The organism is Variovorax sp. GW531-E2, from assembly GCF_059423125.1.
In genome coordinates, this window is record NZ_JBWKXQ010000033.1 from 1 (window position 1) to 13876 (window position 13876).

General features: G+C 70.1%; 12 protein-coding genes. 6 read left to right on the forward strand and 6 right to left on the reverse strand.

The genetic code is table 11. The features are described 5' to 3' along the window. The first annotated feature begins 206 nt into the window (after nt 1–206). Complete coding sequence (locus tag AC07XP_RS19150; protein ID WP_062473909.1) at nt 207–1190, forward strand: helix-turn-helix transcriptional regulator; 984 nt, start codon at nt 207–209, stop codon at nt 1188–1190. Between the two features lie 64 nt (nt 1191–1254). Here the strand turns inward: AC07XP_RS19150 and AC07XP_RS19155 are convergent, their stop codons facing one another. Further along, nucleotides 1255–3384, reverse strand: coding sequence for a PQQ-dependent dehydrogenase, methanol/ethanol family (locus AC07XP_RS19155; RefSeq protein ID WP_159279578.1), 2130 nt, complete (start codon nt 3382–3384; stop codon nt 1255–1257). 143 nt (nt 3385–3527) lie between these two features. Here AC07XP_RS19155 and AC07XP_RS19160 point away from each other — a divergent pair, with 143 nt between their 5' ends. After that, nucleotides 3528–4787: a helix-turn-helix domain-containing protein gene (locus tag AC07XP_RS19160; protein ID WP_495265566.1), complete on the forward strand. Its 1260-nt coding sequence runs from the start codon at nt 3528–3530 to the stop codon at nt 4785–4787. Between the two features lie 4 nt (nt 4788–4791). Here the strand turns inward: AC07XP_RS19160 and AC07XP_RS19165 are convergent, their stop codons facing one another. The 4 genes from AC07XP_RS19165 to xylF form a co-directional block, all read right to left on the reverse strand. Further along, entirely contained in the window at nt 4792–5946 is a 1155-nt protein-coding gene (locus AC07XP_RS19165) for an ROK family transcriptional regulator (RefSeq protein ID WP_495265567.1), read from the reverse strand. A gap of 1 nt (nt 5947) precedes the next feature. Then, nucleotides 5948–6751: an ATP-binding cassette domain-containing protein gene (locus AC07XP_RS19170; RefSeq protein ID WP_095747145.1), complete on the reverse strand. Its 804-nt coding sequence runs from the start codon at nt 6749–6751 to the stop codon at nt 5948–5950. A 1-nt stretch (nt 6752) separates the two neighbouring features. Next, on the reverse strand, nt 6753–7943 hold the full coding sequence (locus AC07XP_RS19175; RefSeq protein ID WP_095747146.1) for a sugar ABC transporter permease: 1191 nt from the start codon (nt 7941–7943) through the stop codon (nt 6753–6755). 147 nt (nt 7944–8090) lie between these two features. Further along, a complete protein-coding gene (gene xylF, locus AC07XP_RS19180) occupies nt 8091–9113 on the reverse strand; it encodes a D-xylose ABC transporter substrate-binding protein (RefSeq protein ID WP_370680807.1) in 1023 nt (340 codons plus the stop codon). Between the two features lie 481 nt (nt 9114–9594). On the opposite strand from xylF, the gene AC07XP_RS19185 reads away from it, so the two are divergent. From AC07XP_RS19185 to AC07XP_RS19195, 3 genes are read left to right on the forward strand one after another with little or no spacing between them, the layout of a single operon-like run. Beyond that, on the forward strand, nt 9595–10617 hold the full coding sequence (locus AC07XP_RS19185) for a thiamine pyrophosphate-dependent dehydrogenase E1 component subunit alpha (protein WP_495265568.1): 1023 nt from the start codon (nt 9595–9597) through the stop codon (nt 10615–10617). Further along, on the forward strand, nt 10608–11570 hold the full coding sequence (locus AC07XP_RS19190) for an alpha-ketoacid dehydrogenase subunit beta (protein WP_159274838.1): 963 nt from the start codon (nt 10608–10610) through the stop codon (nt 11568–11570). Before AC07XP_RS19185 ends, AC07XP_RS19190 begins: the two co-directional genes overlap by 10 nt. Before the next feature lie 21 nt (nt 11571–11591). Next, nucleotides 11592–12041, forward strand: a complete 450-nt coding sequence (locus AC07XP_RS19195; protein WP_495265569.1) for a MarR family winged helix-turn-helix transcriptional regulator — start codon at nt 11592–11594, stop codon at nt 12039–12041. Here AC07XP_RS19195 and AC07XP_RS19200 read toward each other — a convergent pair. Then, nucleotides 12029–12796, reverse strand: a complete 768-nt coding sequence (locus AC07XP_RS19200; protein WP_062474843.1) for an SDR family oxidoreductase — start codon at nt 12794–12796, stop codon at nt 12029–12031. The genes AC07XP_RS19195 and AC07XP_RS19200 overlap by 13 nt on opposite strands. Nucleotides 12797–12919: 123 nt before the next feature. On the opposite strand from AC07XP_RS19200, the gene AC07XP_RS19205 reads away from it, so the two are divergent. After that, nucleotides 12920–13849 (forward strand): LysR family transcriptional regulator, encoded by a 930-nt coding sequence (locus AC07XP_RS19205; RefSeq protein ID WP_070062982.1) that lies wholly within the window; start codon nt 12920–12922, stop codon nt 13847–13849. Nucleotides 13850–13876: the final 27 nt, after the last annotated feature.

Genomic DNA, 13876 nt, shown 5'->3' on the forward strand with positions numbered 1-13876 from the left:
GGATTCTGGAGGTGGGGTGGGGCATCGTGGGTCTCTCGAAAAGGGAAAGGGCCTGGTCAGCAACCGAGGGCGCTGCAAACAATAGCTTTCGCTTTTGGAAATCAAATGATGCAAATGCACCATTCTTGAAACCGCGCGGCCGAGCCCCGCGCGCGTCACCGGAACATGGGATGGGCATGCGGCGCCCGGGCTGGAAGACTCCCCGCATGACCTTCACGGCCGGTGTCCCGCGCGACTTCAGCGACCTCCTGTTGCGGCTGTACCGCCTCTCGCACGAGCTGCCCATCGACGCCTTCCAGGACGCCGCGCTCGACCTCCTCAAGCCGGTGCTGCCCTTCGACTCGTCGATGTGGGGCACCGCCACCCGCACCGACCACGGCATCGACATCCACACGATCCACCTGCACAACCAGCCGCTCGAGATGGTCACGGCCTACGAGCAGGTCAAGCACATGGACACGGCCGCCGGCGAAGTGGCCAAGCAGTCGAACGCCACGCTCGCCTTCAATGCGCAGGCGTGGTTCTGCCGCGACGACCAGGCCGAGCTGCGCGACTACGGCCGCCGCTTCGAGCAGGCCAACTTCTTCATCACCTCGGATTCGAACCCGCAGACGAGCTTCGTCCACTGGCTCAGCCTGTTCCGCGCCGACCCGGAAGCCCACGGCACGGAGGAAGAGCGGCAACTGCTCGCCAGCCTCGCGCCGCACGTGATGCAGGCGCTGGCGCTGAACCGCGTGATGCACCTGGACCGCCTCGAAGCGGGCAGCGCCTCGCCCGGCGGCTCGGCCATCGGCGACCTGCGCGGCGTGCTGTACCACGCCGACCGGCTGTTCGAGGCGATGCTGAAGGCCGAGTGGCCGGCCTGGCACGGCCGCACGCTGCCCGATGCGCTGCTGCAGCACTTCCTGCAGGGCCACGCGCGCTTCAACGGGCGCGAGATCGTGGTCACGCACCGCGTCGAGCAGCGCCTGCTGTTCCTCAAGTGCCGCCATCGCTGCCGCGCCGACAGCCTCACGCCGCGCGAGCACACCATCGCCGAGCTGCTGGCGCGCGGCGACACCCACAAGGAAGTGGCCGCCATCCTGAACCGCTCGCCGGCCACGGTGCGCAACCACATCCAGTCGATCTACGACAAGCTGCAGGTGGGCAACGTGGCGGGGCTGATCCACGAGCTGCGGCTGGCGGGCTGACCGCCCTGATCCCCCAAAAGAAAAGGCGCCGACGGCGCCTTTTCTTTTCGAGTCCGCGATGCCTCTACTTCGGCCGGATCGCGTCCGCCGTGCCCTGGATGAAGGCCTTGATGCTCTCGATGTCGTCGCCCGAGAGCTTGCCCGTGAAGTCGGGCATGCCGCGCGACATGGCCGGGCCCTTGAGCACGAACTTGTCGAGGTTCTCGATGTAGGCCGGGTCGAGGTAGCCCAGGTTCGGGATGTTGCCGCCGCGGTCCACGCCCGGCACGCCGTGGCAGAACACGCAGTTGCTCACGTACAGCATGGTGCCGGCCTGGACCTTGGCGGGGTCGTACTTCACGCCCTGCACCAGCTTGGCCATGCGGTACTCGACGAACGCGGGCATCTTGGCCGTGCCGCCGACCGCGAAGGTGTAGACCGTGCCCGGGCCCTGGCGCTCGGTGGCGCGCTGCGCCAGGCCGTACACGCCGCCCCAGCCCACGGCCACCGACACGTACTGCTTGCCGTCCACCATGTAGGTCGCGGGCGCCGCCACCACGCCGGTGCCGGTGGGCGTTTCCCACAACTTCTCGCCGGTCTTCGCGTGGTAGGCCACCAGGCGCCCGTCGGCCGTGCCCTGGAACACCAGGTCGCCGGCGGTGGTCAGCGTGCCGCCGTTCCACGGCGAGGCGTAGTCCACACCCCAGGCTTCCTTCTGCTTGATGGGGTCCCAGGCCACGAGGCGGCCGAAGGGCTTGCTCGTGGGCGGCTCGACGTTGGCGAACTTGCCCAGGTTCCAGCCCAGCGCCGCGTGCGGCCGGCCGGGCGCGTTCTCATCGAACTTCCAGGCCTTGTCGTCCATCAGGTTGATCGGCACGTGCTGGGCCGGCAGGTAGGCCAGGCCGGTCTGCGGGTTGTAGGACATCGGGTGCCAGTTGTGCGCGCCGAACGGGCCCGGGATGCTGTCGCCCGGCTTCTCGTTCTGGCGCGCGGCGGGGACCTCGATCGGCCGGCCGTTCTTGTCGTAGCCCGTGGCCCAGTTGACCGCGACGAAGTTCTTCGCCGAGATGAACTTGCCGTTGGTGCGGTCGATGACGAAGAAGAAGCCGTTCTTTGGCGCATGCAGCAGCACCTTGCGCGCCTTGCCGTTCAGCTTGACGTCGGCCAGGATCATCGACTGCGTGGAGGTGTAGTCCCAGTTGTCGCCGGGCGTCTCCTGGTAGTGCCACTTGTACTTGCCGGTGTCGGGGTCGAGCGCGACCACCGAGCCCAGGTACAGGTTGTCGCCGCCCTTGGGGCTGCGCGCCTTGGCCGCCCAGGGCGAGCCGTTGCCGGTGCCCACGTACATCAGGTTGAGTTCGGGGTCGAAGGCGAAGCTGTCCCAGGCGGTGCCGCCGCCGCCGGCTTCCCAGTACTTGCCGCTCGGGTCCCAGGTCTTGGCGGCGCGCGCCATCGACTCGTCCTCGAAGGGCTTGCTCGGGTCGCCGGGCACCACGAACCAGCGCCACTTCTGGTCGCCGGTCTTCGCGTCGTAGGCGGTGACGTAGCCGCGCACGCCGTACTCGGCGCCGCCGTTGCCGATGATGACCTTGCCCTTGAACACGCGCGGCGCGCCGGTGATGGTGTAGCTGCCCTTCTGGCCCTCGATGGTGTTCTTCTCCCACACCTTCTGGCCGGTGGCGGCATCGAGCGCGATCAGCCGGCCGTCGTAGGCGGCCACGTAGACGCGGCCCTCGTACAGCGCCACGCCGCGGTTGACCACGTCGCAGCAGCCCCTGAAGCCTTTCGTGCGGTCGACCTGCGGATCGAAGGTCCAGATCTTCTGCCCGGTGCGCGTGTCGATCGCATGCACGATGCTCCACGAGGCCGTGACGTACATGATGCCGTCGACCACCAGCGGCGTGGCTTCCACGCCGCGCGTCGATTCGAGGTTGTACGACCAGACCAGCCCGAGCTGCTTCACGTTGCCGGTGTTGACCTGGTCGAGTTTGCTGAAGCGCGACTCGGCGTAGTCGAGCCCGTAGCTGGGCCAGTCGGGCGTCTTCTTCGCCGCGTTGGCGCGCACGAAGTTGCCGTCGACGCGCTTGGCGGCCGCGCCGGCGCGGTCCTGCGGGCTGGCGGCCGTCTGGGCCAGCGCCGGGGCCGCCAGGCCCAGGCACAGCAAGGCGCCCGCAAGCAGGCGCCGCCCGGAAAGAGGCTGTGTTGTCGTCTTCATCGTGGTCTGTCTCCTTCTTCGTTCTGCCTCAAGGATCGTTCGCACGGCTCCAGCCTTCACCCCCGGGATTTCCCCAGTCCAGCCTTGTTCCATTGCGGAACACATTCGAGAGGGTCCCTGAACCCGAAAGAGGCAGCGAACCCATGGCGCTCGACAGGCTCGGCACGGCGGATGCGCCGCGCCAACTCTTTGCCAGCACGCCGGCGCAGCGCGTGGCGCTGGCGCGGCAGCAGTTTTTCGAAGAAGGCGTGCGCCCCTCGGGGCTGGTCGGCGAGGCGGTCATCCAGTCGTGGATGCGCTGCAGCCGCACCCACGCCGACCGGCAGCGCGTGGTGGCCTTCGACGCCGTCACGCCCAGCCGGCTGCACACCACGCTCGCGCGCAACCGCGAGCTGCTGGACGTGGCGCGGCACGAGCTCGTGCAGATGGAGCACATGCTCGCGGGCACTGACTGCCGCGTGATCCTCACCGACCGCGACGGCGTGGTGGTGCACGTCACCAGCCAGCCCGCCGGCACGCACCAGCCCGTGCTGCGCCAGACCGCGCGCCTGGGCGTGAACATCTCCGAGCGCGTCGTGGGCACCACGGCGCCGGGCATCGTGGCCAGCACCGGGCAGGCCTGCACCGTGGACGGCGCCGAGCACTACTACGACGTGCTGTGCCACATGCAATGCGCCGCGGCGCCGATCCGCGACGTGAGCGGCCGGCTCGCGGGCGTGCTCGACCTCACGGTGGAGGCGCGACGCTTCGGCTTCGACGCGGCCTCGATGGTGGCGCTGCACGCCACCATCATCGAGAACCGGCTGCTGCAGGCGCAGTCGCGCGACCACCTGATCCTGCGCTTCCAGGCCAGCCCCACGCTGCTGGGCACGCCGCTCGAGGCGCTCGCGGGCATCGCACCCGACGGCACCATCGCGTGGCTCAACAACGCTGGCGCGCGGCTGCTGGGGCGACTGCCCGAGGCCCCCGACGACCGCGACGTGGAATGCCTGCTGGGCCACGATCTTGCGAGCCTGCTGCGGCTGGGCCGGCGCGAGGCCGCGCAGCCGCTGCGGCTGGCCAGCGGGCTTGGCGTGTGGATGCAGGCCCAGCTCAAGGGCGCGGACGGCGCGGACTTCCGGCACGCGGTGGCGATGCCGGAGATGGCGAGCGCACAGGTCGATGCGCCCGTGGCGATCGACGTGCAGGCGCAGCCGCCCGTGGCGCTTGCTCCCGCCAGCGACATCGAGCCGGTGCCGCCCACCGAAACCCTGCGCGAGCACAGCCGCAAGCTGATCGAGGACACGCTCGCGGCGCACGGCGGCAACGTGTCGCAGGCGGCGCGGCAGCTGCGCGTGTCGCGCGGCACGCTGTACCGGCGGTTGCGCGGCTGGCGCGACGACGACAGCGGCGCAGCGGACTGACGACTCAGGCGCCGGCGCGCGCCAGTGCACGCGCGCGGCGCGCCTTCGCATCGGGCTGCAGCGGCCGCAGGTAATCGTGCAGTGCCAACGCCGCCGCCCCGACGGCAGGCGCAAGTTCTTCGTAGCGCGCCGTGCGCAGTTCCGGCGCAGGCATGCCGGCGCGCTCCGCGTGCCCCTTCACGCCTTCGAACGCCGCCTGCGCGAACTCCGGATGCTCGGCGCAGACCTTGCCCCCGAGCACGATCGCGCGCGGGTTGAAGGTGACCCACAGGTTCTGCAGCAGCACGCCGAAGAACGCAGCAGCGCGCGCCATGTCCGCGCCCTCGCGCGCCAGCACGCGCGAACCGAAGAAGGCCTCGGCGCAGCCGCGCCGGCCGCACGAGCACAGCGGCCCGTCCAGCTGCAGGATGGTGTGGCCGATCTCGCCGGCCATGCCTTGCGCGCCAGTGAAGAGGCGGTCGTTCAGCACCACGCCCGCGCCCACGCCGACGTCGCTGTTGACGAAGATCAGCGGGTCTTCGCCCTCGCCCGCGGCGAACTCGTACTCGCCGAGCGCGGCGGCATCGGCGTCGTTCTGCAGCTGCACGGTGACGCCCGGCAGGCCCGCCGCGGCCAGCGCCTTTTCGAGCGCGGGCAGCAGGCTCACGTTGCGCCAGCCGAGGTTGGGCGCGAAGCGCACGACGCCCGTGCAGTCGTCCACCGCGCCGGGCACGCACACGCCGATGCTCGACAGGCGCAGGCCGCGCTCGTCGAGCTGCGCGTGCGCCGCCGCCGCCATGCGCGCGAGCTGCGCACACACGCGGGCCGGCGTGCCGTCATCCAGCGGCTCGGCCTGCGCGTGCAGCACCTCGCCCTGCAGCGAGACGCACACGAGGCGCAGCGTTTCGACGGCGATCTCCACGCCCATCAGCGCGCGCACACCGACGTTGATCTGCAGCGGCGTGGACGGCCGCCCGAGCCCGTCGGCCACGGCCGCGCCCGATTCGCTCAACCAGCCCTCGTCGAGCAGCTCGCGCACCAGCAGGCTCACGGTCGACTTGGTGAGCCCGCTTTCGCTCGCGAGCCGCGCGCGCGACAAGCCCGGCTGCGCGCGCAGCAACCGCAGCAGCACGCTGCGGTTCAGGCGCTTGAGCAGCTGCTGGTCGCCGATGGTCTTCATGTCATGCCGCTGCAGTGGCCGCGGTTGCTGCGTGGTGCGCCTGTTCCCGCCCCTCGGGCCGTTTGCCGGCAATGATCATCCCGAGCACCTCGTCCTCGGTCACGTCGGCCGTGCGGTAGGTGCCCACGAGCTTGCCGTTCTTCATCACCGCGAGCCGGTCGCTCAGCGAGAACACGTCGGGCATGTCGTGCGTGATCAGGAAGATGCCGACGCCGTCGTCCTTCAGCTGCTTGACCAGGCGCCCGACCATCGCCGTCTCTTCGGGGCCGAGCGCGGCGCAGGGCTCGTCCATGATGAGGATGCGTGCGTTGAAGTACAGCGCGCGCGAGATCGCCACCACCTGCCGCTGCCCGCCCGACAGACGCCGCACCGGGATGCGGATGTTGGTGAAGTTCTTGTTCAGGCGCTGGAACACCTTGCGCGCCTGCACTTCCATGAAGTGGTCGTCCAGCGTGTTCCACGCCGTCATCTTCTCGCGGCCCAGAAAGAGGTTCGCCACCGAGTCGAGGTTGTCGGCCAGCGCGAGCGTCTGGTAGATGGTCTCGATGCCTTGGGCCTGCGCCTCGGCGGGCGTGCGGATGTGGACCTTCTCGCCCGCGATGAGCGTGTCGCCCGAATCGATCGGGTAGGCGCCCGCGAGCATCTTCATCAGCGTGGACTTGCCCGCGCCGTTGTGGCCCAGCAGCGCGACCACTTCGCCGGGGTAGAGGTTGATGCTCACGCCGTCCACGGCCTTCACGCCGCCGAAGGCCTTGCGGATCTCGCGCAGCTCGACGAGCGGTTTTGTCTTGTCGATGTCGGCCATGTCAGTTCTCCCCGAACTTGCGGCGATAGAGCACGTCGAAGACGACGGCCACGATCAGCACCTGGCCGATGATCACCATGCGCTTGCCGATGGGCACGTCGAGCAGCAGCATGCCGCTGTCCAGCGACTGCATGATCAGCGCGCCCAGCACCGAGCCGAAGATCGAGCCGCTGCCGCCCGCCAACGCCGTGCCGCCGATGACAGCCGCCGCGATCACGTACAGCTCCATGCCCGTGCCCAGCGAGTTGGTGCCCGCGTTGAGCCGCGCGATCGACACGATGGCCGCCACCGTCACCAGCACCGCCAGCAGCGCGAACAGCATCAGCGTGACGCGCTGCACCGGAATGCCCACCAGCGCCGCCGCGTCGGGGTTGCCGCCCATCGCGAACACATAGCGGCCGAAGCGCGTGCGGTGCACGATGAACGACAGCACGATCGCCACCGCCGCCCAGATCAGCACCGGGATCGGAATGCCCTGCGGCTCGCTCTTGGACGAGATCTGGTAGCTGTTCATCACCCAGGCGAAGCCGACCACCACCGCCACCGGCACGGCCGTGAGCAGCACGTCGAGCCACAGCGCCTCGGTCGGCATGTCGTAGCGCTGGCGCGCGCGGCGCTTTTGCACCATGCGCCCGAACAGCACCAGCGCCACCAGCCCCGCGAGCACCCAGCTGGCCGTGACGCCGATGCCGCCGTCGTAGCCGCCGCCCAGGCGCTGGAAGAACTCGTCGTTCACCGGCTGCGTCTTGCCGTCGGCCACCAGGAAGGCCGCGCCGCGAAACGACATCAGCCCGCCCAGCGTGACCACGAACGACGGCACGCCCAGCACCGCCGTGAGCCAGCCCTGGTAGATCGACACCAGCAGCGCCACCGCGAGGCCGGCCAGGCAGGCCGTGGGCCACGACCAGCCCGAGGTGTACTGCAGGTAGGCAATGAGCACGCCGACGAAGCCCATCACCGAGCCCACCGACAGGTCGATGTGGCGCGCCACGATGATCAGCACCATCACCGTGGAGACGATGCCGACCACCGCCGTCTGCTGCGCGACGTTGTAGAGATTCTCGGGCGAGAGGAACACGCCGCCCGACATGATGCTGAACGCCACCGCCATCACGGCCAGCAGCACGCACATCAGGAGCAGGCGCAGGTCGATGCCGGTGCGGCGCCACCAGCCGGGTGTTGGATCGCTCATTTTCTTCAAGCCCCCTCAGGACGGACTACAGGTGCGCAACCGCCCGCCGGCTGGCCCTTGCGGGTCGGCCGGAAGCCATGTTGCGAAGAGATGGAGTGGCGCGTTCAGCCGCTCGGAAAGGGGCCAAACGCGCCGGTGGTTGCGGCGTTACTTGCAGGCCGCGGGCGCGTTCGCGCCCGAGACGCCCTTGCAGAGTTCGTCCTTCTTGATCCAGCCGGCCTTGACGATCACGTCGAGGTTGTCGCGCGTGATCGGCACCGGCGTGAGCAGGCGCGAGGACAGCGAAATCTTCTTGGCGCCGCCGGCCCAGGGCGCGGCCTTCTCGACCGGCTTGCCGGCCGCGAGCGAGACCGCCGCCGTGGCGGCTTCGCGACCGAGCTCGCGCGAGTCCTTCCAGATCGTCGCGGTCTGCGTGCCCAGCGCCACGCGGTTCAGCGCGGCGAAGTCGGCGTCCTGGCCCGACACCGGAATGCCGCGCAGGCCCTTGGCCGTGAGCGCCGCCACCGCGCCGCCGGCGGTGCCGTCGTTGGCCGCCACCACCGCGTCGACCTTGTTGCCGTTCTTGGTGAGGATCTGCTCCATGTTCTTCTGCGCGACTTCGGGCTTCCAGCCTTCGGTGTACTCGTCGCCGACGATCTTGATGTCGCCCTTCTTGATCGCGGCGTCCAGCACTTCCTGCTGGCCGGCGCGCAGGAAGTCGGCGTTCGGGTCGCTCGGCGAGCCCTTGATGATCACGTAGTTGCCCTTGGGCTTGACCTTGAGCACCTCGCGCGCCTCCATGCGCCCGACCTCGACGTTGTCGAAGGTGATGTAGAACACGCCCGGCGCCTCGATCAGCCGGTCGTACGCCACCACCGGCACCTTCTGCCGCGTGGCCTTCGTGACGGCGGGCAGGATCGCGTCCTTGTCCATCGCCAGCACGATCAGCGCCTTCGCGCCCTTGGACATCAGCCCCTCGATGTCGCCCAGCTGCTTCTCGGGCGAGCCGCCCGCGTCGGCGCTGATGTACTTCGCGCCGAGTTTTTCCAGCTGCGCCTTGATCGCGGCCTCGTCGGTCTTCCAGCGTTCTTCCTGGAAGTTGGACCAGCTCACGCCGACCACGGTCTGCGCCATCGCGCCCACGGCCGTGAGACCGAACGCCAGGGCGGCCAGGGTGTGTTTCGTTGTCAGTTGCATCGGTGTCTCTCCTCAGAACGGTGTGCCGGGGGTAGTTAGTTTGAGTGGCGAACTAACTATCCCATCGGCGGGGGGTTCCGGGCACCCGGGAATTCCCGGACGGCGCTGCCGCTCCAGATACAAATGGAAAACTCTGGGGACAGTTTCCGGACAAGCCCCCTGTTATCCACAGCGGGAACGCCCGCGCCCAAGTTGTTCCTGTTTTGATAGCACCGCGAAAGCACAGGAGCACACAGTGTCCGGGGTGTGACAAGTTGTTGTCAGGCAAGGGAAAAAGTGCCCTGTCCACAGGGCGGGTTTACCCTTATCTACTACTACTAACTTAAATAAGAAGAATAAATAGAGAAGAGAACAGGAAGCCCGCGCCCGAAAAGGAGGCCGGGCGAGGGGTCGAAGGGTTAGCCCGGTAGGTCGAATCCGTCTCGGTTGATACGATTTTTCTCAAAACGCCGATCCCCAGGGCGTTGGAGACAAGATGGACCCGAGCAACCCCCCAGGCGCCGGTGAGGCGCTGTACCGCGTCATGGTGCGCATCCGCGCCTTCGAGAACGCCGCCGAAGCCGCCAGCCAGGGCGGGGTCAGCGCCTACGGCCAACAGGCGGGCGGCGCCGCCAAGGTGCGCGGGCCGCTGCACCTGTCGACCGGGCAGGAAGCGGTGCCGGCGGGCGTGTGCGCCCACCTGCGCGCGAGCGACTACCTCACCTCCACGCACCGCGGCCACGGCCACACGCTGGCCAAGGGCGCGGACCTCACGCGGATGATGTGCGAGCTGTTCGGCAAGGCCACGGGCTTCAATGGCGGCAAGGGCGGCTCGATGCACATCGCGGATTTCTCGGTGGGCATGCTGGGCGCCAACGGCGTGGTCGCGGCGGGGCTGCCGATCGCGGTCGGCGCGGCGCATGCGCAAAAACTCTTGAAGCACGGCGACGACATCACGGTCTGCTTCTTCGGCGACGGCGCGATCAACCGCGGCCCGTTCCTCGAAGCGCTGAACTGGGCCCGCGTGTACGACCTGCCTGTGCTCTTCGTCTGCGAGGACAACCGCTGGAGCGCCACGACCGCAAGCGGCCCGATGACGGCCGGCGACGGCGCCTCGGCGCGCGCCGCGTCGATGGACATCGCGGCCACGCAGGTCGACGGCAACGACGTGTTCGCGGTGCATGCCGCCGCCGCGCGGCTGGTGGCCGAGGTGCGCAGCGGCGCGGGGCCGCGCCTGCTGCACGCGCTCACCTACCGCGTGAAGGGCCATGTGTCGGTCGATCTCGCGGCCTACCGCGACCCGGCCGAGCTGGCCGCCGCACTGGAAACCGACCCGATCGCGCGCGCCCGCGGCCACCTGCTGGACAGCGGCGTGGCCGCCGCGACGCTGGACGCCATCGAGAACGCCGCGCGCGACGAGGTGGACACGGCCCTGGCCGTGGCCGACGCGGCGCCCTGGCCCGAAGCCGGCGCCGCCTTCACCGACGTGCAGACCACGGGAGCAGGCCAATGGCTGTGACGACGCTGAGCTATTCCGAAGCCGCCGTGCGCGCGCTGCAGCAGGAGATGGACGCCGACCCGCGCGTGGTCGTGCTCGGCGAGGACGTGGGCCGCGGCGGCATCTTCGGTCAGTACAAGGGCCTGCAGCAGCAGTACGGCGCCGAGCGCGTGATCGACACGCCGATCAGCGAGGCCGCGATCATGGGCGCCGGCGTGGGCATGGCGCTCGCGGGGCTGCGCCCCGTGGTCGAGATGCGCGTGGTCGACTTCGCGCTGTGCGGCATGGACGAGCTGGTGAACCAGGCCGCGAAGAACCGCTTCATGTTCGGCGGCCAGGGCCGCGTGCCGCTGGTGGCGCGCATGCCGGGCGGCATCTGGGATGCGTCGGCGGCGCAGCATTCGCAGTCGCTCGAGGCCTGGTTCGCCCACCTGCCGGGCGTGGTGGTGGTGAGCCCCTCGACGCCGCAGGACAACCACGGCCTGCTGCGCGCGGCGCTACAGTGCGGCGACCCGGTGGTCTACATCGAGCACAAGACGCTGTGGGGCCTGCGCGGCGAGGTGGACGACACGCTGGCCGTGCCGCTGGGCCAGGCGGCGCGCGTGCGCGAAGGCAACGCGCTCACGCTCGTGAGCTGGAGCAAGCAGATGCAGCCTTGCGCCGCCGCCTGCGACGCGCTGGCGGCCGAGGGCATTGCGGTGGACCTGATCGACCTGCGCACGCTGTGGCCGTGGGACCGCGAGACGGTGCTGTCGTCGTGCGCGCGCACGGGGCGGCTGCTGGTGGTGCACGAGGCGGTGCAGGCGGCGGGCTTCGGCGCCGAGATCGCCGCGAGCGCGGCCGAGGCCACGGGCTGCCGCGTCGCGCGGCTGGGCGCGCCGCGCATTCCGGTCGGCTACGCGCCGGTGCTGGAGGCGCAGTCGCGCGTGGGCGTGGACGCGATCGTGGCGGCGGCGAAGAAGCTGGCCGGCTGAACCACGAGAGCACGAACGGCCATGGACCCGCTCTTCTTCAAGCTGGTGCGGGTCGTCAACCTCACGGCGCGGCCGTTCCATGAGCGCGTGGGGCGCGAGCACCAGCTCACGCTGAACGAGTGGCGCGCGATGGCCGTGCTGGCCGCGCAACCGGGGCTCAGCGCCACGCAGGTCGCCGACCTCACCGGCCTGGACAAGATGGCCGTGAGCCGCGCGCTGGCGGGCCTGAAGCGCCACCAGCGCGTGCAGCGCCGCAGCGACCCGACCGACCAGCGCTGCAGCCGCCTGTACCTCACGGCCGCCGGCAAGGCGCTGCACGCCACCGTCGGCGCGCTGGGACGGCAGCGCGAGGCCGAGCTGTTCGCGGGCGTCGACGCGAGCGAGCTGGCCCGCCTGAGCGACACGCTCGACACGCTGATCCGCGCGGTGGAGCGCGCGCCTGACCCCGGCGCCATCGATCAGACCGTGTAGCCGCCGTCCACGCTCAGGTTGGCGCCGGTGACGAAGCCGCCGTCGGGGCCCACGAGGTAGGCGACCATGCCGGCGATTTCTTCGGCGCGGCCGTGGCGCGGCAGCACCATCACGTCGTGCATCGAAGCGGCGCGCGGGCCGGTGGCGGGGTTCATGGCGGTGTCGATGGGGCCGGGCTGCACGTTGTTCACCGTGATGCCGCGCGCGCCGAGGTCGCGCGCCAGGCCGCGCGTGAGGCCGACGATGGCGGCCTTGCTCATCGCGTAGACGCTGGCGCCCGCGTCCAGCACGCGCTCGGCGTTGATGCTGCCGATGTTGACGATGCGGCCCGTGCCATCGCCCATGTGGCGCGCGGCGGCCTGGACGGCCACGAAGGTGGCGCGCACGTTGACGTCGATGGTGCGGTCGAAGTCTTCGAGCGAGAAGGTGTCGAGCTCGCCGCCGAGGTACACGCCGGCGTTGTTCACCAGGATGTCGAGCCGCTCGAAGGCGCGTGCGCCCTGGGCAATGGCGGCCGTGAGCGCAGCGGCGTCGCCGGCGTCGGCGCGGATGGCCAGTGCGCGGCCGCCGGCGGCCTGGATCTCGCCGGCGAGCTTGTCGGCCTCGGCCTGTGCGCTGACGTAGGTGAAGGCCACGGCCGCGCCGTCGCGCGCCAGCCGGCGCACGATGGCGGCGCCGATGCCGCGCGAGCCGCCGGTGACGAAGGCGACCTTGCCGGCCAGGACGGGGGAGGAGGAAACAGAGGTGGAAGCCATGATTTTTCCGATCAGTTGGAGGAGGAAGGCCTTCAGTGTCGGAATTCCATTCCCTTTGCGGTAGCCATCAATCGGCCCGATCAGATTCAACCCAAAGTTGAAGATGAGCGACAGAATGGCGGCATGGAACCGCTCAATCACCTCGAATCCTTCGTGCAGAGCGCCGAGGGCGGCAGCTTCTCGGCGGCCGCGCGGCGCCTGGGGCTGACGCCGGCGGCGGTCAGCAAGAACGTGGCGCGGCTCGAGGCGCGGCTGGGCGTGCGGCTGTTCCAGCGCAGCACGCGCCGGCTCACGCTGACCGAGGCCGGCGAGCGTTTCCTGGCGCAGGTCGGCGGCGCGCTGGCCACGCTGCAGGACGCGGTGGCCGGCCTCGCGCAGGACGACGGCCAGCCCTCGGGCACGCTGAAGGTGAGCATGGGCCAGGCCTTCGGGCGCGAGCATGTGCTGCCGTTCATGGGCGACTTCCTCGCGCGCTACCCGGGCATCGTGCCCGACTGGCATTTCGACAACCAGCAGGTCGACCTGGTCGGCGAGGGCTTCGACGCGGCCATCGGCGGCGGCATCGCGCTGTCGCCCGGCGTGGTGGCGCGCGAGCTGGCGCGCATCCACGTGGTCGCGGTGGCGGCGCCGGCCTACCTGGCGGGGCGCGCGCTGCCCGCGCACCCGTCCGAGCTGGCGCGCTTCGACGTGCTGCTGCGCCGCTCGTCGCCCACGGGCCGGCTGCGGCCGTGGACGCTGCGGCATGCGAGCGGCGAGGAAACCATGGTCGACCTGCCGGCGCGACCGCGCGCGATCTTCAACGACCCCGAGGCGATCGCGCAGGCGGCGCTGCTGGGGCTGGGCGTGGCGATGCTGCCGATGCCTTTCGTGGAACGCGGCCTGCGCAGCGGCGCGCTGGTGCGGCTGCTGCCCGGGTGGTACCAGGATTCGGGCGCCGTGTGGATCTACTACCCGAGCAAGAAGCTGCTGCCGCCCAAGACGCGGGTGTTCGTCGACTTCGTGCTGGCGCGCTTTCGCGAGGCGCGCTTCGCGCAGCGGATGCAGGTGGGCTGAGCGGCGATGTCCATCGAAGGCCGGGGT